18 protein-coding genes are annotated in these 17,809 nt (G+C 63.7%); 14 read left to right on the top strand and 4 right to left on the bottom strand.

Going from position 1 to position 17,809, the window contains the following annotated elements; translation table 11 throughout:
* The first annotated feature begins 73 nt into the window (after nt 1–73).
* The 11 genes from ACSQ22_RS19470 (at nt 74) to ACSQ22_RS19420 (ending at nt 12,093) form a co-directional block, all read left to right on the top strand.
* Nucleotides 74–826, top strand: coding sequence for a 16S rRNA pseudouridine(516) synthase (locus ACSQ22_RS19470; RefSeq protein ID WP_436131281.1), 753 nt, complete (start codon nt 74–76; stop codon nt 824–826).
* A gap of 272 nt (nt 827–1,098) precedes the next feature.
* Nucleotides 1,099–2,082: a YncE family protein gene (locus ACSQ22_RS19465; RefSeq protein ID WP_121420589.1), complete on the top strand. Its 984-nt coding sequence runs from the start codon at nt 1,099–1,101 to the stop codon at nt 2,080–2,082.
* Nucleotides 2,055–2,912, top strand: coding sequence for a polysaccharide deacetylase family protein (locus tag ACSQ22_RS19460; RefSeq protein ID WP_436131276.1), 858 nt, complete (start codon nt 2,055–2,057; stop codon nt 2,910–2,912). Before ACSQ22_RS19465 ends, ACSQ22_RS19460 begins: the two co-directional genes overlap by 28 nt.
* Before the next feature lie 83 nt (nt 2,913–2,995).
* Nucleotides 2,996–4,009 carry a sterol desaturase family protein gene (locus ACSQ22_RS19455; RefSeq protein WP_436131275.1) on the top strand — a complete coding sequence of 338 codons (1,014 nt, stop codon included), beginning with the start codon at nt 2,996–2,998 and terminating at the stop codon, nt 4,007–4,009.
* A 38-nt stretch (nt 4,010–4,047) separates the two neighbouring features.
* Complete coding sequence (locus tag ACSQ22_RS19450) at nt 4,048–4,986, top strand: EI24 domain-containing protein (RefSeq protein WP_436131274.1); 939 nt, start codon at nt 4,048–4,050, stop codon at nt 4,984–4,986.
* Nucleotides 4,983–5,804 carry a competence/damage-inducible protein A gene (locus ACSQ22_RS19445; RefSeq protein WP_436131273.1) on the top strand — a complete coding sequence of 274 codons (822 nt, stop codon included), beginning with the start codon at nt 4,983–4,985 and terminating at the stop codon, nt 5,802–5,804. Before ACSQ22_RS19450 ends, ACSQ22_RS19445 begins: the two co-directional genes overlap by 4 nt.
* A 174-nt stretch (nt 5,805–5,978) precedes the next feature.
* Nucleotides 5,979–7,394, top strand: coding sequence for a type I glutamate--ammonia ligase (gene glnA / locus ACSQ22_RS19440; RefSeq protein ID WP_121420585.1), 1,416 nt, complete (start codon nt 5,979–5,981; stop codon nt 7,392–7,394).
* Between the two features lie 212 nt (nt 7,395–7,606).
* Nucleotides 7,607–8,125 carry a hypothetical protein gene (locus ACSQ22_RS19435; protein ID WP_055397181.1) on the top strand — a complete coding sequence of 173 codons (519 nt, stop codon included), beginning with the start codon at nt 7,607–7,609 and terminating at the stop codon, nt 8,123–8,125.
* Nucleotides 8,126–8,217: 92 nt separating this feature from the next.
* Entirely contained in the window at nt 8,218–9,240 is a 1,023-nt protein-coding gene (glnL, locus tag ACSQ22_RS19430) for a nitrogen regulation protein NR(II) (protein WP_010457747.1), read from the top strand.
* Between the two features lie 50 nt (nt 9,241–9,290).
* Complete coding sequence (gene ntrC / locus ACSQ22_RS19425; protein ID WP_228897711.1) at nt 9,291–10,961, top strand: nitrogen regulation protein NR(I); 1,671 nt, start codon at nt 9,291–9,293, stop codon at nt 10,959–10,961.
* Between the two features lie 193 nt (nt 10,962–11,154).
* Nucleotides 11,155–12,093 carry a ferritin-like domain-containing protein gene (locus ACSQ22_RS19420; RefSeq protein ID WP_055397175.1) on the top strand — a complete coding sequence of 313 codons (939 nt, stop codon included), beginning with the start codon at nt 11,155–11,157 and terminating at the stop codon, nt 12,091–12,093.
* Nucleotides 12,094–12,297: 204 nt separating this feature from the next.
* On the opposite strand, the gene xth is transcribed toward ACSQ22_RS19420, so the two are convergent.
* The 4 genes from xth to ACSQ22_RS19400 all read right to left on the bottom strand — a co-directional run bounded on the left by xth (nt 12,298) and on the right by ACSQ22_RS19400 (nt 15,194).
* On the bottom strand, nt 12,298–13,074 hold the full coding sequence (gene xth, locus ACSQ22_RS19415) for an exodeoxyribonuclease III (protein ID WP_436131272.1): 777 nt from the start codon (nt 13,072–13,074) through the stop codon (nt 12,298–12,300).
* Nucleotides 13,075–13,148: 74 nt separating this feature from the next.
* Nucleotides 13,149–13,637 carry a dihydrofolate reductase gene (locus tag ACSQ22_RS19410; protein ID WP_055400409.1) on the bottom strand — a complete coding sequence of 163 codons (489 nt, stop codon included), beginning with the start codon at nt 13,635–13,637 and terminating at the stop codon, nt 13,149–13,151.
* A 17-nt stretch (nt 13,638–13,654) separates the two neighbouring features.
* Nucleotides 13,655–14,254: a DUF4337 domain-containing protein gene (locus tag ACSQ22_RS19405; RefSeq protein ID WP_055400411.1), complete on the bottom strand. Its 600-nt coding sequence runs from the start codon at nt 14,252–14,254 to the stop codon at nt 13,655–13,657.
* A 100-nt stretch (nt 14,255–14,354) separates the two neighbouring features.
* Nucleotides 14,355–15,194, bottom strand: a complete 840-nt coding sequence (locus ACSQ22_RS19400) for a thymidylate synthase (protein ID WP_055400413.1) — start codon at nt 15,192–15,194, stop codon at nt 14,355–14,357.
* Nucleotides 15,195–15,305: 111 nt separating this feature from the next.
* On the opposite strand from ACSQ22_RS19400, the gene ACSQ22_RS19395 reads away from it, so the two are divergent.
* The 3 genes from ACSQ22_RS19395 (at nt 15,306) to ACSQ22_RS19385 (ending at nt 17,518) form a co-directional block, all read left to right on the top strand.
* The gene (locus ACSQ22_RS19395) at nt 15,306–15,827 is read left to right on the top strand and encodes a hypothetical protein (RefSeq protein ID WP_176886432.1); all 522 of its coding nucleotides are present in this window, start codon (nt 15,306–15,308) and stop codon (nt 15,825–15,827) included.
* Nucleotides 15,828–15,923: 96 nt separating this feature from the next.
* Nucleotides 15,924–16,436, top strand: coding sequence for a sigma-70 family RNA polymerase sigma factor (locus tag ACSQ22_RS19390; RefSeq protein WP_436131271.1), 513 nt, complete (start codon nt 15,924–15,926; stop codon nt 16,434–16,436).
* Nucleotides 16,437–16,453: 17 nt separating this feature from the next.
* Nucleotides 16,454–17,518 (top strand): FecR family protein, encoded by a 1,065-nt coding sequence (locus ACSQ22_RS19385; RefSeq protein WP_436131270.1) that lies wholly within the window; start codon nt 16,454–16,456, stop codon nt 17,516–17,518.
* Nucleotides 17,519–17,809 lie beyond the last annotated feature (291 nt).

Below are 17,809 nucleotides of genomic sequence, written 5' to 3'. Positions count from 1 at the left end.
TCGCCCTTCTGCTCAATCGAGTAGAGGGGCGTTTTGCTTTGTGACTCAAGAATTCTTTTTCCTGCCCCTTTCTATGCAGCTCCAGGATATTTTGTATTCCCAAGGTTTTGGCACCCGCCGTGTCTGTGCGGGGCTGGTTCAGCAGGGCTGGGTTTCTATACGCGGGTCATCATCTGATACTCAGGATTACGAGCCGTGCGTCGATGCGACTGCTAAGCTGGACCCAGAAGGCCTGCAGTTGCAGGTCCAAGGCATCAATTGGCCCTACCACGCTAAAGCCTATGTGCTGCTGCACAAGCCGGCGGGGACAGAGTGCTCTCAAAAACCCTCAACCTATCCCAGCATCTATACCTTGTTGCCAGCCCCTTTGCGGCAGCGGCCAACAAAAAGCGCGGTGCAAGGGGTGCAGGCCGTAGGACGACTGGACCAAGACACCACCGGGTTGCTGTTGTTGAGCGATGATGGGCAATTCATTCACCGCATGAGTTCGCCCAAGAAACATGTGCCCAAGGTTTATCAGGTCACTACCAAACATCCAGTCGATGAAAAACAGATATCGAGCTTGTTGGCGGGGGTGGTTCTGGACGATGACCCCAAGCCCGTAAAAGCGGCGGCTTGTGAGCAGACTGCGAGCCATCGGCTGGACCTCACCCTGACCGAGGGCAAGTACCATCAGGTCAAGCGTATGCTTGCTGCCGTCGGTAATCGTGTAGAGGGATTGCATCGGTCGCAGATCGGTGCTCTGGTGTTGCCCACTGACCTGCCTCCTGGGGCATGGAAATGGCTCAGTCAGGAGGATCTGTCCTTGCTGGCTCAGTCGTCCTGAGGGGCTTGGACCACAGATGGTGAAGCGCTACTTGGTGTGCGATCTGACTAAGCGAAGCGACCGCTACATCTCTGGAAGGATTCGATGATGACGAGAGCGTGGCGGCGAATGCGCTGACTTGACGAATCCATGATGAGCGCCAGTGGTTGCCAGTCGAGTGAGGTGCTCTTTTGCTCGCCGAAATTCGTTCCACATCAAGAATGTTACGTGTTCTCCCCCAAGGTATTGGTAAGTGCACAGCTACACTTCTTGGCTGTGTTGAAAGTGGTTCTGTGAAGATTTTCTCGATTGCACGCGCGTGCGCTGTCTTGGGTGGGCTGTGGATCTCAATAGGGGGGGCACTGGCTGCCGCGCCTCCACTGTTTGTGCTGAACTCCCTCGAAGCCAATGTCAGTGTTATTGACCCGGTGACCTGGACCGAGACGGCCCGCATTCCGACGGGCAAGGAGCCGCACCATCTGTATCTCACGCCGGATGAGAAGTCGATCATTGTGGCCAATGCGTTGGGGGATACGCTGACGTTTCTGGATCCGCGCACCGCGCAGATTCAGCGCACGGTGCGGGGCATTGTGGACCCATACCACCTGCGGTTCACACCCGACATGAAGTGGTTCATCACCGCTGCCAATCGTTTGAACCATGTGGATTTTTACCGTTGGGACGGGAAGGAGTTGACCCTCGTCCAGCGGGTGGCCACCTCCCGGACTCCCAGCCATTTGTGGATCGACAGTCGCAGCACCACGGTGTATTCCACCATGCAGGATAGCGATGAGCTGGTGGCCATCGATATCGCAACGCAGACGATCAAGTGGCGCACCAAGACGGGTGCTATGCCGGCGGACGTATATGGCAGCCCAGACGACAAGCGCCTTTTTGTGGGCCTGACGGGTAGCGACAGCGTGGAGGTATTTGACGTCTCGGGACGCGAGCCCGTGAGCATCAAGAAGATCAAAACGGGCAATGGTGCCCACGCTTTTCGCGCAGCCGGCGACGGGCGCCACCTGTATGTCAGCAACCGGGTGGCCAATTCCATCAGCAAGATCGACATGACCACCCAGCAGGTGGTCGAATCCTATCCGGTACCCGGTGGGCCGGACTGTATGGAAGTGTCGGCCGATGGCCGCTTCATTTATGTGAGTTCCCGCTGGGCTCGCAAGCTCTCTGTGGTGGATACCGAGGCCAAGAAGGTCGTGCGGCAGGTCACTGTGGGCAAGTCGCCCCATGGCGTATGGACGTTGCAACACGCGCCCCGCTGATTGGCGATGGTGTGCGGGCGTCGGCGCCTCGCAGGGGAGTGTCTCTGCGATTTTGTTTTGCTATATATTTTGTAGCTACTAGCGTTTTTGTATCCAGCGCTAGTGCCCAAAAAGACTGTAAAAAGCCTCTCTATCTGACCTTCGATACTGGCCATATGGCCGTGGCGCCTTTGGTCGCCGACGTTCTCGCACGCCAGCAGGTACGCGTGACGTTTTTCGCCGCCAACGAACGCACCCAGGAAGGGGGTGGCAGCCTGAGCGACCACTGGGCTTCCTGGTGGCACGCTCGGGCCGCTGAGGGGCACGAATTTGCATCCCACACCTGGGACCACACCTATTGGCGCGCGGATCTGGGATCGGCGCAGGCCCCTTCGTTCCGTGTTCGACCATCGGCCGGGCCGCGCGCGGGGCAGGATTTTGTGCTGACGGCCGCCGGTTATTGTGAGGAGATCGCTCGGGCCGCAGATCGCTTGAAGCACGTGACCGGCAAAATACCCTTGCCCTTGTTTCGCGCCCCAGGTGGAAAGACTTCGCCGCAGTTGCTTGCCAGTGCCCGCGCATGTGGGTACACGCATGTGGGGTGGTCACCGGCGGGATTCCTGGGCGATGAGTTGCCCAGTGAAAAGGCCAGCAACACCACGTTGCTGAACAAGGCTTTGCGGGATGTGCGCAGTGGCGACATTCTGCTTGCGCACCTGGGGATCTGGTCACGCAAGGATCCCTGGGCGCCTGCCGTGCTGGAGCCGCTGATCGTCGGGCTGAAGGAGCGCGGATTCTGCTTTCGCACGCTGCGAGAACACCCTGACTACGCGCCGTTGGTGAGGCGCTGAATGCGGTGGAGGAGGCGAGGCAGATCGTGGAGGCCGTTCGGAGCAAGGGCGTGTGTGGTGAGAGATAGACGGAGCATGACGCAATGGGTTGGCTAGGCAATGGCTTTGATGCGGCTCAGCAATGGCTTTTCGAGAGCCTGTTGCAGCCAGTGATGTTTGCTATCGGTTTGGGGAACCAGCTCGAAAATGGCTACGAGGCCGCTGGATGGGTGCTGGTGGGGCTGCTGCAGCTGGTGGTGATCGCCGCAGTGATTGGCCCATTGCAGCATTGGCGGCCGGTGGAGGCGGTGACCGACCGCGCGACGATCCGCACCGACATTCTCTACACGCTGATTCACCGGCTGGGGCTGTTTCGCCTGGGTCTCTTCCTCGCGGTGGACCCGTTGATGGATTCCATCTTTGGGGCATTGCGAGTGGCTGGCATCAGCACCTTCCAGGTTGATGGCCTCTGGCCTGGGTTCACCGACGTACCCTGGGTCAGCCTGCTGCTGTACCTGGTTGTGTTCGACTTCGTGGACTACTGGATTCACCGGGGGCAGCACCACTTTGAATGGTGGTGGCGCCTGCATTCCTTGCACCACGCGCAGCGCCAGATGACCATGTGGAGCGACAACCGCAACCATCTGCTGGACGACGTGCTGCGCGACACCATCCTGGTGGTGGTGGCGCAGCTCATCGGTGTGGCACCTGGACAGTTCATCGCTATCGTGGCCATCACGCAGCTCAGCGAGAGCTTTCAGCACGCCAATGTGCGCCTGTGGTTTGGGCGTTGGGGCGAGCGGCTGTGGATCAGTCCGCGGTTTCACCGGCTGCACCACAGCATCGGAATCGGCCATGAGACCGTCAAGCCATTGTCAGGGGAGGCTGCTGCTGCGCAGGGCGCCAGATACCGCGTGGTGCTGGGCGGGCACAACTTCGGCGTATTGCTGCCCTGGTGGGACATGCTGATGCGCACGGCCAACTTTGAATTGCGTTTTGATCCCACGGGCGTGCGCGATCAGGTGGAGCCGGGGCCAGACGGGCGCTTGCGCGACTATGGCAGGGGCTTTTGGTCGCAGCAATGGCGGGGTGTTCTGAGGCTGCTGGGCAAGGCCTGAAAGACCCTCCACGCGGTCAAGAAGGTATGCTTGTCGGCATGGGACTTTTGCTTGATTCTTTCTGGCGTGCTGCGGCCTATTGCCTGCGGCCCCGCGTCATGGCCCTGTCCGTTTTGCCGTTGCTGCTGATGGTGGGGCTGGCGTTGGGGCTGGGCTATTTTTATTGGGATGGAGCCGTGCAGGGCATGCGTGCGCTGCTGGATGCCTCTCCGCTCCTTGCCAGCTTCTGGAATTGGCTGCAAGGGTGGGGGTTGGGTGATGTCACCTCCGTCGTGGCGCCCCTCATGGTGGTTTTGGCGGTGGCTCCGGCTTTGGTGGTGGTCTCGCTGCTGGTGGTCGCGGTGCTCATGACGCCCGCATTGGTGGCGTTGGTGGCGGATCGGCGCTTCCCTGTGCTGGAGCGCAAGAAGGGTGGTTCCTTCATCGCCAGCGTGGCCTGGTCGGTCGGCTCCACCGTGCTGGCATTGATCGCCTTGGTGGTGTCGGTGCCCCTGTGGCTGGTGCCACCGCTGGTGCTCATCCTGCCCCCCTTGATCTGGGGGTGGCTGACCTACCGCGTGATGGTGTTTGATGCGCTGGCTGACCATGCCAGCAAGGAAGAGCGGCAAGAGATTTTCCGCCGCCACCGCAGCAGCCTGCTGGGTATTGGCATTCTCACCGGCTACCTCGGGGCGGCGCCCAGCATCGTGTGGGCCTCAGGCGTGGTCTTTGCTGCGGCTTTTTTTATCCTGGTGCCGCTTGCGATCTGGATCTACACCCTGGTTTTTGCGTTCTCTTCCCTCTGGTTCACCCACTATTGCCTGGCAGCCCTGGAGCGCTTGCGCGCAGAGGGCACAGGGGGAACACCCGTTGAAGTGTCTACACCGAAGGCTGCAGACGCGGGGGAGCCCGCGCATTCCGCGCTGCCGCCTGCGGCGTCGCCCACTGCTGTTCTTTCTGCCCCCCCATCTCCTGCCAACGGAACCCCTGCACCATGATCCCATCTTTCGGTCTGATCATCGTGGGTGATGAAATCCTGTCTGGCAAGCGTGCCGACAAGCACATGCCCAAGGTCATTGAACTGCTGTCAGCGCGAGGGCTTTCGCTGACCTACGCCGACTACGTGGGCGACAACCCGGACCGCATCACGGCCACGCTGCAGCGCGCTTTTGCGTCGGGTGACGTGGTGTTTTCCTGCGGTGGCATTGGCGCAACGCCGGACGACCACACCCGCCAATGCGCCGCGCGCGCCCTGGGCCGGGACCTGGTACTACACCCCGACGCTGAGGCTCTGATCCGCGAGCGCATGCAGGACGTGGCCCAGGAGCAGGGTGTGACGTATGAGCCGGACCGTCCCGACAACGTGCACCGGCTCAACATGGGGGTGTTTCCGGCAGGTGCCCACATCATTCCCAACCCTTACAACAAGATCCCCGGGTTCAGTTGCGAGGGCGGTCGTGGAGGGGCCGTGCATTTTGTTCCTGGATTCCCTGTCATGGCCTGGCCGATGATCGAGTGGGTGCTGGACCAGCACTACGCAGCGTTGTTCAACCGCACGCCACAGACCGAGCAGTCGGTGGTGGTCTATGGGGCCATGGAAGCGGCTTTGACGCCCCTCATGGAGCGCATCGAAAAAACGCACCCGAACGTTCGGGTGTTCAGTTTGCCCAGCGTGGATCATCCACAATACGGGCGGCATATTGAACTGGGTGTCAAAGGTCCTGCTCCCCTCGTTCCCGCTGCATGGCAGGATCTGAAACGGGGGTTGCACGAATTTGGTGCAAATTGCGGCCCTGAATTGGTGCGCAGCTTGTGATGCCCTGTGTTCATAGCAGGTTTGCACTAAATTGGTGCGGTTCGGCGGATGCGCCCTCGGACTGCAGTCCTTAGTGCTCCTTCATAGTGCGGCGGCTGCACCCAGCTGGCACGCAAACTGCTTTTATTTCAGCAAATTCCTTTTTTCAACAAGCGCTTTATCCAGGAGAACCTGATGGCCAAGACCGTTGCAGACGTGATGAAGATGGTGAAGGAGAACGAAGTCAAGTTCGTTGACTTCCGTTTCACCGATACCCGTGGCAAGGAACAGCACGTGACCGTGCCTGTGTCCCACTTCGACGAAGACAAGTTCACGTCCGGCCATGCATTTGATGGCTCCTCGGTAGCCGGCTGGAAGGGCATTGAAGCCTCGGACATGCAACTCATGCCCGACCCCAGCACCGCCAACATCGACCCCTTCTTTGAAGAAACCACACTGTTCCTGCAGTGCGATGTGATCGAACCCGGTGACGGCAAGGCCTACGACCGCGATCCACGCTCCATCGCCAAGCGCGCTGAAGCCTACCTCAAGGCCTCCGGCTTGGGCGACACGGCGTTCTTCGGCCCAGAGCCAGAATTCTTCATCTTCGACGGCGTGCGTTGGTCCAACGAACCCGGCAAGGTCATGTTCGAGATCGAAGAGTACGAAGCCCCCTGGAACTCGGGCGCCAAGCTCGAAGGCGGCAACCGTGGTCACCGTCCCACCGTCAAGGGTGGCTACTTCCCAGTGCCTCCCGTCGACAGCACGCAAGACATGCGCGCTGAGATGTCCCTGATCCTCGAATCCCTGGGCATCCCGGTCGAAGTGTTCCACCACGAAGTGGCGGGCGCTGGCCAGAACGAAATCGGTACGCGTTTCAGCACGCTGGTCGAGCGCGCTGACTGGACGCAGGTCCTGAAGTACGTGGTCTGGAACGTGGCCAACGCCTACGGCAAGACCGCCACCTTCATGCCCAAGCCCTACGCTGGCGACAACGGCTCCGGCATGCACGTGCACCAGTCCATCTGGAAGGACGGCAAGAACCTGTTCGCAGGCGACGGCTATGCTGGCCTGAGCGACTTTGCGCTGTACTACATCGGCGGCATCATCAAGCACGCACGTGCCCTGAACGCCATCACCAACCCCGGCACCAACTCCTACAAGCGCTTGGTGCCCGGCTTTGAAGCCCCTGTGAAGCTGGCCTACTCGGCCCGCAACCGCTCGGCCTCGATCCGCATTCCTTACGTGGCTAACCCCAAGGGCCGCCGTATCGAAGCGCGTTTCCCCGATCCATCGGCCAACCCTTACCTGTGCTTCTCGGCACTGATGATGGCGGGCCTGGACGGTGTGGAAAACAAGATCCATCCCGGCGAAGCCGCCACGAAGGATCTGTACCATCTGCCGCCCGAAGAAGACAAGCTGGTGCCCACCGTGTGCCACAGCCTGGACCAAGCGCTCGAGTATCTGGACAAGGACCGTGGTTTCCTTACCAAGGGTGGCGTCTTTACCGACTCCATGCTGGATGCCTACATCGAACTCAAGATGGGCGAAGTCACGCGTTTCCGCATGGCACCTCACCCTGTCGAGTACGACATGTACTACTCCCTGTAATCGCCTGCCTGCAGGCCATTAGCCTCACAAAGGCGGCCCCGGCCGCCTTTTTTTATTGCGCTCAAGGATCGGGTTTCGCTGAAACGGAACCACTGGCTGGGCCGTTGCATCCTTGTACAAAGCCCTGTGCGGGGCTGCTGGTGTTGGATTGGCGATGTGTGGTGATTGGGGGATACTCCCCGAACCCCTGCATGGCAGTGCGAGGAAACCGAATGAAGAAAACGCTCATCACCCTGTTACTGATCGCCGCGACGGCTCCCGCCGCATGGGCGCAAGACCGCATCTACCGTTGCGGCAACGAATACACCAACAACGCCCAGCAGGCCAAGGAGCGCGGCTGCAAGCTGGTTGAGGGAGGCAACGTCACCGTGGTCCAGGGCACCCGACCTGCAGGCGCCGCAACGGCAGCGCCAGCGGCGGGAACCGGGGCTGGGGCGGGCACAGCTCCCGCCGCATCTCCCCCGTCTGCACCCCGTGTCGCCACCAACGACCAGAAGGCCCGCGATGCCGATGCCCGTGCCATCCTCGAATCCGAGTTGCGCAAGGCCGAGGCGCGCCATGCCGAGCTGGTGAAGGAATACAACGGTGGCGCGCCGGAGCGCAACGCGCTCGACCTGCGCAACCCGCAGCGCTACATGGAGCGCACGGCAGAACTCAAGGCCAGCGTCGCCCGCAGCGAAAGCGATATCGCAGGCATCAAGCGCGAAATCGCCCGTCTTCCGGCCAACTGAATCTCTTTCCCTCGTTTGGCACGCGTGTGAGTTCCTCACCTTTCACAGAAGCCCCTTCCTCCGACACGGGGCGCTTTCATTCGCTGGACCTGATGTCCACCCTGGTGGCGGTGCTGCGCGCTGATGGCGCCGTGCAATTCGCCAATGCAGCGCTGGAGAACGCGCTCGGCCTCTCGCGCCGCACCCTGGAGGGGGTGGACTTCTCCACCTTCTTCACCGACCCCGCCTTGCTACAGACCGCATTGGCGGGCGCGCGGGGCAAGGACTTCGCGGCCCTGCGGTATGAAGCCAGCCTCAAGCGCCAGCACCAGGACCCGGTGCCCGTGCATGTGAGCGTGGCCGATGCGGAGCAGGTCGGCGAAATCCTGGTGGAGCTGTGGCCGCTGGAGCAGCAGGCCCGCCAGGACCGCGAGGAGCGCCTGCTGGACCAGGCCCAGGCCAACAAGGAGTTGATCCGCAACCTGGCCCACGAGATCAAGAACCCGCTGGGCGGGATTCGCGGTGCTGCGCAACTGCTGGAGATGGAGCTTGAAAGCCGCGAACTGACCGAGTACACCCAGGTCATCATCCACGAGGCCGACCGCTTGCAAAGCCTGGTAGATCGGCTGCTGGCACCCCATCGCCATCCCCACCTGGTGGGTGACGTCAATATTCATGAGGTGTGCGAGCGCGTGCGGTCTCTGGTGCTGGTGGAGTACCCCCAGGGCCTCAAGGTGCTGCGCGACTACGACACCTCGATCCCTGAGTTCCGGGGCGACCGCGCCCAGCTCATCCAGGCGCTGCTGAACATCGTGCAGAACGCAGCCCAGGCGTTGACCGAGCGCATCGCAGAGGGTGAGGCGACGATCACACTGCGCACCCGTGTTGCGAGACAAGTAACGTTTGGTCGCCAGCGCTATCGGCTGGCACTGGAATTGCATGTCATCGACAACGGACCGGGCGTGCCTGATGCGATCAAGGAGCGGATTTTTTACCCTCTGGTATCGGGTCGGGACGGCGGGTCAGGGCTGGGGCTCACGTTGGCACAAACCTTCGTGCAGCGCCATCATGGGTTGATCGAATGCGACAGCGTACCGGGTCGCACCGATTTCCGCATCCTGATTCCCTTGCCTTAAAAGCGCAGATGGTCCCTGACACGCAACCACAGGGAAGGTAAGAAAAACATATGAAGCCGATCTGGATAGTAGATGACGACCCCTCGATCCGCTTCGTCCTCGAAAAGGCGCTGGCCCGCGAGAACCTGCCTACGCGCAGCTTCACGCACCCCCGCGAAGTGCTGGACGCGCTGGCCGATATCACCCCCGGAGACCCGGCGCGGCAAGGCCCCCAGGTCCTGGTAAGCGACATTCGCATGCCTGGCGGCTCCGGCCTGCAACTGCTGGAAAAAGTGCGCGAACTGCAGCCAGGCCTGCCCGTCATCATCATGACGGCGTACTCCGACCTGGACAGCGCCGTGTCGGCCTTCCAGCGCGGCGCGTTCGAGTATCTGCCCAAGCCATTTGACCTGCCCAAGGCGGTGGAGCTCATCCGCCGCGCGGTCGAAGAAAGCCAGCGCGAGGAAGTGACCGAAGAGCGCCAGGCCGAAGCCCCGGAGATGCTCGGCCAGGCACCCGCCATGCAGGACGTGTTCCGCGCCATCGGCCGCTTGAGCCAAAGCCAGGTCACGGTGCTGATCACCGGCGAATCGGGCTCGGGCAAGGAGCTCGTGGCGCGCGCGCTGCACAAGCACTCGCCGGTCGCAGACGGACCCTTTGTCGCCATCAACACGGCGGCCATCCCCAAGGACCTGCTCGAATCTGAACTCTTCGGCCACGAGCGCGGCGCCTTCACCGGCGCACAGACGCAGCGGCGCGGCCGCTTCGAGCAGGCCGAGGGCGGCACGCTGTTCCTCGATGAAATCGGCGACATGCCGTTCGACCTGCAGACGCGCCTGCTGCGTGTGCTGTCGGACGGCCAGTTCTACCGTGTGGGCGGCCATGCGGCCGTGAAGGCCCATGTGCGCGTGATCGCTGCCACCCACCAGGACCTGGAGCGGCGCGTGAAGGAGGGGGGCTTTCGCGAAGACTTGTTCCACCGTCTCAACGTCATCCGCCTGCGCCTGCCCGCGCTGCGCGAGCGGCACGAGGACGTGCCCGTGCTCACTCGCCATTTCCTGCAGCAAAGCGCGCGGCAACTGGGTGTGGAGCCCAAGCGCATTGCCGACTCGGCCATCGCACGGCTGGAGCAGTTCGCCTTTCCGGGCAATGTGCGCCAGCTGGAGAACATCTGCCACTGGCTCACGGTGATGGCGCCCGCCCAGGTCATCTCGCTGCAGGATCTGCCGCCCGAAGTGCTGGAAGCGCCCCTTTACCAACCCGCTCCCCGACCCGGCAGTGATCCGTCTGCGGCGGTAACTGCCGTGCACGCCGTTGCTGCCCCAATGCCAACCCCTGCGCCGGCGGTGGAGCTGGTGGGAGGGCTGCCACAATCTGCCACTGTCGCCACGCAGCCCCTGGTGGGCGGTATTGCGGCCTCTGCCACCCCGGCGCTGGGCGCTACGCCCCACTGGCCCGCCGAGGCGCAGATGGCGACGGGTTCGGGCGGCATAGCTGCCACCGTTGGCACTGCGGCGACCTGGGAGCAGGCGCTGGAGACCGAGGCGCAGAAGCTGCTTGCGGGCGGCCAGCCCGAAGTGTGGGACGCCCTTACGCGGCGGTTCGAATCGCGCCTGATCCGCACCGCGCTCACCGCCACCCATGGGCGCCGCATGGAAGCCGCGCAGCGCCTGGGCATTGGTCGCAACACCATCACACGCAAGATCCAGGAGCTGGGCCTGGATGCGCCCGATGAGGCATAAAAATAACCTCTAGCGCTTGATGGTAAAGCGTTAGGAGCTATAAATTTTGTAGTGCTCGAGGTGGGTCTGTCTTGGCGGATGCCGGGGCAGGCACACCTCCCAATGTCCTACAAGCAGGCCCTCCTTGGGCCGACCCAGCCCTCCGGGAGTGACTTCAACAATGAAGGCACTGTCAACCAACCGGAGAGCTTCTATGTCGGATTTCAACGATGCCAACCGTGACCCTTTGACCAATGAACCGGGTTCCCATCCCGTCGGAACCGGGGTCGGTGCTGCCCTGGGTGGCGCCGCTGCGGGTGCCGCAGCAGGTGCCTTTGGCGGCCCGGTCGGCGCAGCCATTGGCGGCGTGGCCGGTGCGGTAGCCGGCGGCCTGGCGGGCAAGGCTGCCGCCGAGGCGGTCAACCCCACCGAGGAAGATGCCTACTGGCGCGAAAGCTTCCACCGCGAGCCTTATTACGTGGGTGGCCGCACCTACGAACAATACCGCCCTGCCTACGAACTGGGCTGGTCGTCGGTGGGCCGCTATGAAGGCGATTTTGAGGCGGTGGAACCCCGCCTGGCCGATGACTGGCGGGCGCGCCATTCGGACGGCCTGGCCTGGACGGATGCCCGCCCCGCCGCCCGCGCCGCCTGGGAACGGGTCTCGCGCTCCAGCCTGAACGACGACCGCCCCATGGATGTCGTGGACAACGAAGACGTGGTGGATGTTCTCAACGACCTGCTGGAGTCGTCCCGCGATGGCGAATACGGCTTCACCGCCTGCGCCGAGCATGCCGACTCTGCCCAGCTCAAGAGCGTGTTCCAGCGCCATGCGCGCGAATGTGCGGCCGCCGCTGTCGAACTGGAGCACGAGGTGCGTCGCCTGGGGGGCGAGCCTGCTTCAGGCGGCACCGTGGCTGGCGCGCTGCACCGCGGCTGGGTGTCGGTGAAATCCGCACTGTCTGTGCACGACGACAAGGCCGTGCTGCAGGAATGCGAACGCGGCGAGGACGCTGCCGTGGCCCGTTACCGCAAGGCCCTGAAGGCCACCCTGCCGCTGGATGTGCGGGCCCTGGTAGAGCGCCAGTCGCAGGGCGCGCAGCGCAACCACGATGAAGTACGTGGCCTGCGCGACACGTTCGCCAACAGCTGATAGGGCACAGCTTGCGCGCTGGGGTTTCGTTCAGGGGCTCACAGCGCGTCGCAAGTCATAGGCCATAGGCCGCAGGGACTTTTGGACGCAGGTTTCTTGCGCGCCGATTCCCCAAAAACAAAGGCTGCAAGGATTTTCCTTGCAGCCTTTTGTGTATGCCGGGCGTCCAGCTTGTTGTCGCACGGCCCGCGTCGTCAAGGGTTGTTATGCCATGGTGAGCACCACGGGCGCGTGGTCGCTGGGTTGTGGGTTCTTGCGGGGGGCGCGGTCTACCGTGCAGGCGGTCACACTCGCACGCAGTGCATCGCTCACCAGAATGTGGTCAATGCGCAGCCCCCGGTTCTTCTGAAACCCGAGCATGCGGTAGTCCCACCATGAGTAGCTTTTCTCGGGCTGCTCGAACATGCGGAAGGTGTCTGTCAGGCCCAGGGCAATCAGGTCCTGGAAATGCTGGCGCTCTTCCACCGTGTGGTGGATGGTGTCTTTGAGCCCCACCGGGTCGAACGAATCGCGGTCTTCGGGCGCTACGTTGAAGTCACCCAGCAGCGCCAGGCGCGGGTGGGCCAGCAGCTCTTCACGCAGCCAGCGATGCAGCGCCGCAAGCCACAGCATCTTGTAGGCAAACTTCTCCGATCCCGGGGCCTGGCCGTTCACGAAGTAGCAGTTCACCAGGCGCAGTTCACCGCCGGGCGTGTCCAGCGTGGCGGCAATGACGCGGGCCTGCTCGTCCGTGTGCCCGGGGATGTTGCGCACCACGTCGCGCATGGCGTGGCGGCTCAGGATAGCGACGCCGTTGTAGGTCTTCTGGCCAAAAGTCACGGCCTCATAGCCTGCCTCCTTGAACGTGTCGTGCGGAAATTTGTCGTCGGTGAGCTTGAGCTCTTGCAGGCACAGCGCATCGACCGGGTTGGCCGCGAGCCAGGCCAGCACCTGGGGCAGGCGGACGGTGAGGGAGTTGACATTCCAGGTGGCGATTTGCATGTTTTTTGCCTCCAGCGCTTGATGGGTAAGCGCTAAGTGCTATCAATTGATGAGCTTTGCGTTCCGGAGCCGTGTCAACCTGCGCGCACGTAGGTCACAAAGCTGAAGGGCAGCCCCTTGGTGCTGACGTGGCGGCTGCGTGCGGATTCTGTCCACGGCGCACCCAGCGTGGGCGCGTAGGCATCCCCGTCGAAATCCTGGTCGATCTCGGTCACTTCCAGGCGGTCGGCCAGGGGCAGGGCCTCGGCGTAGATCTGCGCGCCGCCTATCACCCACACCGTCTGATCGGCAGGTGCCTGCTGCAGCGCATCCTGCAGGCTGGTGGCGCGCACGGCGCCCTCGGCCTGCCAGTCGCCCTGGCGCGTGACCACGATGTTGGTGCGGCCGGGCAGGGGGCGAAAACGCGGGGGCAATGAGTCCCAGGTCTTGCGGCCCATGATGACGGCGCAGCCCTGCGTGAGTTGCTTGAAGTGCGCCATGTCCTCCGGGATGTGCCATGGGATGGTGTTGTCCTTGCCAATGACGCCGTTGGCGGCGCGGGCGTAGATGAGGTGCAGGGGCATGGTGGGGCTTCCTTGTTTCAGATATGCAAGGCGGCGAGGGCGCCCACGCCCAGGCCCACGGCAGCCACGCCGTACATGCCGTACTCCAGCCATTTTTTCTTGGTCAGCAACGCAATGGCGGCCAGGGCGATCGCCACCTGCAGCGCCGTGGTGGCCTGTGCCCAGCGGTGGTGCTGGTGCATCTGGGCCTCGCTCTTGCGGTCGAACTCATGGGCGTCGGCTTCGAGTTTTTCGGCCACCACCTTGATCTCGTTTTTCTCGGCCTCGTAGCGCTCCACCTTGGTCTGGTAGCCCGCCTTGCGGTCATCGGGCGCCAGGTCGCGGGCCAGCTCGGCCAGGGATTGCTTGGTGCTCTTGGACTGGAAGTAATTCCACTGGTTGGACGCTTCGGTCTTCTTGATGGCTGCGTCGTTCTTGAGCAGGCCGGCATTGGCTTGCGTGGCGCCGCCCATGTAGGCAAAGATGGCACCCACCGTGGCCACGATGGCGGTGAACATGGCGATCTTGTTCATCGACGAGTTGCTGTCGGTGCCGTGCGCTGCAGCGTGGTCGCCGTGGGTGGCATGCTCCACCGCGTGGTCGTGGGGGCCGTGTACGTGAAATCCGCCGGAAGACATGGATAAAAGCTCGTGGTGTTGGGTGGAAGCAGGCAAGGCGCTGTTGACTCTGCCCTTGGGACTCAAGAGGTAGGGGGTACCAAAGAGGGATGTCGGCTGATCAAACGGCCACAGGGGCCTTGATGGCGGGGTGGCACTGGTAGTCCAGCACTTCAAAGTCTTCGTACTCGTAATCAAAGATGCTGTCGGGCTTGCGTTTGATGTTCAAGACCGGGTAGGGGTAGGGCGTGCGCGCCAGCTGGGTCTGCACCTGCTCGTGGTGGTTGCTGTAGATGTGGCAGTCGCCGCCCGTCCAGATGAAGTCGCCCACGTCCAGGTCGCACTGCTGGGCCACCATGTGGGTCAGCAGTGCATAGCTGGCGATGTTGAAGGGCACTCCGAGGAAGATGTCTGCGCTGCGCTGGTACAGCTGGCAGCTCAGCGTGCCGCGCCCGCCGGGTTCTTGTGCCGGGGCCACGTAGAACTGGAAGAACGCATGGCAGGGCATGAGCGCCATCTTGTGCAGCTCGGCCACGTTCCAGGCGCTCACGATGATGCGGCGCGAGTCGGGGTTGGTTTTGAGCGTATTGATCACGTCGCTGATCTGGTCGATGTGCCCGCCGTCCGGCGTCGGCCAGCTGCGCCACTGCACGCCGTACACCGGGCCCAGGTCGCCGTCTTCGCGCGCCCATTCGTCCCAGATGGTCACGCCGCGCTCCTTGAGCCAGTTGTTGTTGCTCGACCCCGTCAGGAACCACAGCAACTCCTGGATGATGGATTTGAGGTGCACCTTCTTCGTGGTGACCAGCGGGAAGCCTTCTTTCAAATCAAACCGCATCTGGTGGCCGAACACGCTCTTGGTGCCGGTGCCCGTGCGGTCCGACTTGTCCACGCCATGGGTGAACACGTGGCGCATGAAGTCTTCGTATTGTGAGCGGACGGGGCGGGCGTGTTCTGTCATGGCGGTTGGAAGGCGAAAGACGCGATTTTAGGGGGGCGGCTGCCGGCTGGAACCGGCTAAGCTCGCAGACCTTTTCGCCCAGCTGCCCTTTCTAGAAAGAAGCCCCCGATCATGCGCCCTGTCTCTCCAGCCCCTTTGTCACGCGCCGTGCTGGCCGCTCTTGCGTTGGCGGTGCTGCTGCCGGGTTGCGTGGGTACGGTACCCACCGCGCCCACTGCGCCGCGCAAGGTCGCGCGTCCTGTGCCCAACGACGTACCTGCCGCGCCCGCCAATCCCTGGGGGAACCTGCAAACCCAGGTAGGCAACTATCCGGTCGGGGGCTCAGACTTCCTGCGTGCCGGCCCGCTGGCCGAGCGGCTGCGTGGGCTGCTCGGTCTCGCCAACTACAACGTGCTGCTGGACAACCTGCAGGTGAGTGGGCCGCTGCGGCAAGACGGCTCCATGCTCTACATCACCGGCAACCGGCCGGACGCAGGCGACACGGCGGCGGCCGCCATCGTGATCCACGCCGCCACCGACACGGTACGCGTATGGCTGCTGACCGGCGGGGAGGAATGGGACGTGCAGGACCTGGGGACCCCGAAGACCCTGCCGGCCCACGTTGCCACGATGATGGAAAACGCGCGGCGCTGAGCTCGCAGCCGACCTGTCCGCGTGGTGGCGTGCCCAGGATCTGGGCGGGAATGTGTTTCTATAATCGAGAATCATTCTCAAAAAGGCCGTCACGCCATGTCTGCCGCTCATCCCCTGCACGCGCTCTACAGCCACCACCACGGATGGCTGCAGTCCTGGCTGCGCCGGCGGCTCGGTTGTGCCGACGATGCGGCCGACCTGGCGCAGGACACCTTCGTGCGCCTGCTCGCACGGCCGACCGCCATCGCCCCCGACGCGATGCGCGAGCCGCGCGCCTACCTGACCACGGTGGCACGCGGGCTGCTGGTGGACTTCTGGCGCCGGGGTGAACTGGAGCGCGCCTACCTGGCAGACCTGGCCCTGCAGCCCGAGGTGCTGCAGCCATCCCCCGAAGAGCGCCTGGCCGCCGTGCAGATGCTCCACGCGGTCGATGCATTGTTGCAGGGCCTGACGCCCAAAACGCGCGCAGCATGGCTCATGAACCGGCTCGATGGTCTCACGCATGCAGAGATTGCCGAGCGGCTGCAGGTGTCGGTGCCCCGCGTGCGCCAATACCTGGCCAACGCCATGCGCCACGCCTACCACCTGCGTTTTGGCGGCGCGGCGTGAGCAGTGCGGGCTGGACAATGGGCGGCCCACCTGGTGGTACAGGCGACGACCACCCCGTGCCGCCTGCCGTGCTGGAGGCCGCCATCGGCTGGCAACTGCGCCAGGGCGAGGGTGATAACTCGCCGGCGGACGCCCAAGCCCTGGCCGACTGGCTGGCCGCACACCCCGACCATGCCCGCGCCTGGCGCCAGCTGGGCGACATCGACCATCACTTGGCCCGAGCCGCCGCAGGTCCCGGAGCCCGCGCAGCGTTGCTGCTGCCACCGCGCCAGCGCCGTCCTGCCCGCGTGGCGGGCGCCGTGCTGGGCCTGGCATTGGCGGTGGCCTGCGGGGTGCTGGTGCTGGACCGCTACCAGCCCGTGGGCCAGCTGCTGGCCGACCACCGCACCGCGACCGGCGAGCGCCGCACCATCGTGCTGCCCGACCAGACCGTGCTGCACCTGAACACCCGCAGCGCTGTGGACATCGTGTTCAGCCAAGGCCAGCGCGCCATCCACCTGCGCGCGGGCGAGGTGGCCGTGGAAACCAGCCATGCCGACCCGGCTGAGCGGCGCCCGTTCGTCGTGCTGACCGAGGACGGCAGCCTGCGCGCCCTGGGCACCCGCTTCACCGTACGCCGCTGGACACAGGCGCACACCGCTGGCAGCGATGGGGCGCAGGGCCGTGGCGCGCCCGCCACCGAGGTCGCGGTCACCCAGTCGGCCGTTGCGGCCCGCCCGGCGAACTGTGCGGCAGCAGCGTCCGAGCCGTGCAGTGCCGAGCGCATCGTGTCGGCCGGGCAGGGCGCGCGGCTGGAGGGCGGGCGGGTGGACCCGTGGGTGGCCCCGCCCGATGCCGACGCCTGGAAGGACGGCATGCTGGTCGTGGACAACCAACCCTTGGGCGAGGTGGTGGCCATGCTGGCGCGGCACCGGGTCGGCCACCTGGGTGTCGACCCCCGTGTGGCCGGGTTGCGTGTGACGGGCACGCTGCCCCTGGCGGACACCGACCAGGCCCTGCTGGCGCTGACCGCGGCCGTGCCGGTGGAGGTGGTCTGGACCACGCGCTGGTGGGTCACGCTCAAGCCGCGTGCTGCGCCCTGAGGAGGAAAATATAAGGAAAATCGGCCGCTACCGCTTGATGGGTAAGCACTGGCAGCTATAAAAAAATGAGTGACTTGGTGCGGCTGATCGACGGTTCCATTCAGTTCAACCCAGATCAACCCGCCGAAGCAGATCAACCCAGAGCGCCGCTGCCAGCTGGCACCCCATCCACCAACGATGCCGGCCCGAAAAAGAAATTGCCCCGGCCCCCTCTCACTTTTCGGCACCCGTTCGGCAATCAGACAGAGACCGTGCATCCGCGCGGTTGCCCCTCTTTTCTGACGTGACCCG

Source organism: Acidovorax sp. LjRoot38 (assembly GCF_964252975.1).
In the GTDB taxonomy this organism is placed as follows: domain Bacteria; phylum Pseudomonadota; class Gammaproteobacteria; order Burkholderiales; family Burkholderiaceae_C; genus Acidovorax; species Acidovorax facilis.
The sequence above is the reverse complement of the archived record's forward strand: the minus strand, read 5'-3'. Positions and strand labels throughout refer to the sequence as shown.

Coding starts and splice junctions, on each gene's coding strand:
- ACSQ22_RS19470 (WP_436131281.1), top strand. CDS start 74: ATGCAGCTCCAGGATATTTTGTATTCCCAAGGTTTTGGCACCCGCCGT.
- ACSQ22_RS19460 (WP_436131276.1), top strand. CDS start 2,055: ATGGACGTTGCAACACGCGCCCCGCTGATTGGCGATGGTGTGCGGGCG.
- ACSQ22_RS19455 (WP_436131275.1), top strand. CDS start 2,996: ATGGGTTGGCTAGGCAATGGCTTTGATGCGGCTCAGCAATGGCTTTTC.
- ACSQ22_RS19450 (WP_436131274.1), top strand. CDS start 4,048: ATGGGACTTTTGCTTGATTCTTTCTGGCGTGCTGCGGCCTATTGCCTG.
- ACSQ22_RS19445 (WP_436131273.1), top strand. CDS start 4,983: ATGATCCCATCTTTCGGTCTGATCATCGTGGGTGATGAAATCCTGTCT.
- glnA (WP_121420585.1), top strand. CDS start 5,979: ATGGCCAAGACCGTTGCAGACGTGATGAAGATGGTGAAGGAGAACGAA.
- ACSQ22_RS19435 (WP_055397181.1), top strand. CDS start 7,607: ATGAAGAAAACGCTCATCACCCTGTTACTGATCGCCGCGACGGCTCCC.
- glnL (WP_010457747.1), top strand. CDS start 8,218: ATGTCCACCCTGGTGGCGGTGCTGCGCGCTGATGGCGCCGTGCAATTC.
- ntrC (WP_228897711.1), top strand. CDS start 9,291: ATGAAGCCGATCTGGATAGTAGATGACGACCCCTCGATCCGCTTCGTC.
- ACSQ22_RS19420 (WP_055397175.1), top strand. CDS start 11,155: ATGTCGGATTTCAACGATGCCAACCGTGACCCTTTGACCAATGAACCG.
- xth (WP_436131272.1), bottom strand. CDS start 13,074: ATGCAAATCGCCACCTGGAATGTCAACTCCCTCACCGTCCGCCTGCCC.
- ACSQ22_RS19410 (WP_055400409.1), bottom strand. CDS start 13,637: ATGCCCCTGCACCTCATCTACGCCCGCGCCGCCAACGGCGTCATTGGC.
- ACSQ22_RS19405 (WP_055400411.1), bottom strand. CDS start 14,254: ATGTCTTCCGGCGGATTTCACGTACACGGCCCCCACGACCACGCGGTG.
- ACSQ22_RS19400 (WP_055400413.1), bottom strand. CDS start 15,194: ATGACAGAACACGCCCGCCCCGTCCGCTCACAATACGAAGACTTCATG.
- ACSQ22_RS19395 (WP_176886432.1), top strand. CDS start 15,306: ATGCGCCCTGTCTCTCCAGCCCCTTTGTCACGCGCCGTGCTGGCCGCT.
- ACSQ22_RS19390 (WP_436131271.1), top strand. CDS start 15,924: ATGTCTGCCGCTCATCCCCTGCACGCGCTCTACAGCCACCACCACGGA.
- ACSQ22_RS19385 (WP_436131270.1), top strand. CDS start 16,454: ATGGGCGGCCCACCTGGTGGTACAGGCGACGACCACCCCGTGCCGCCT.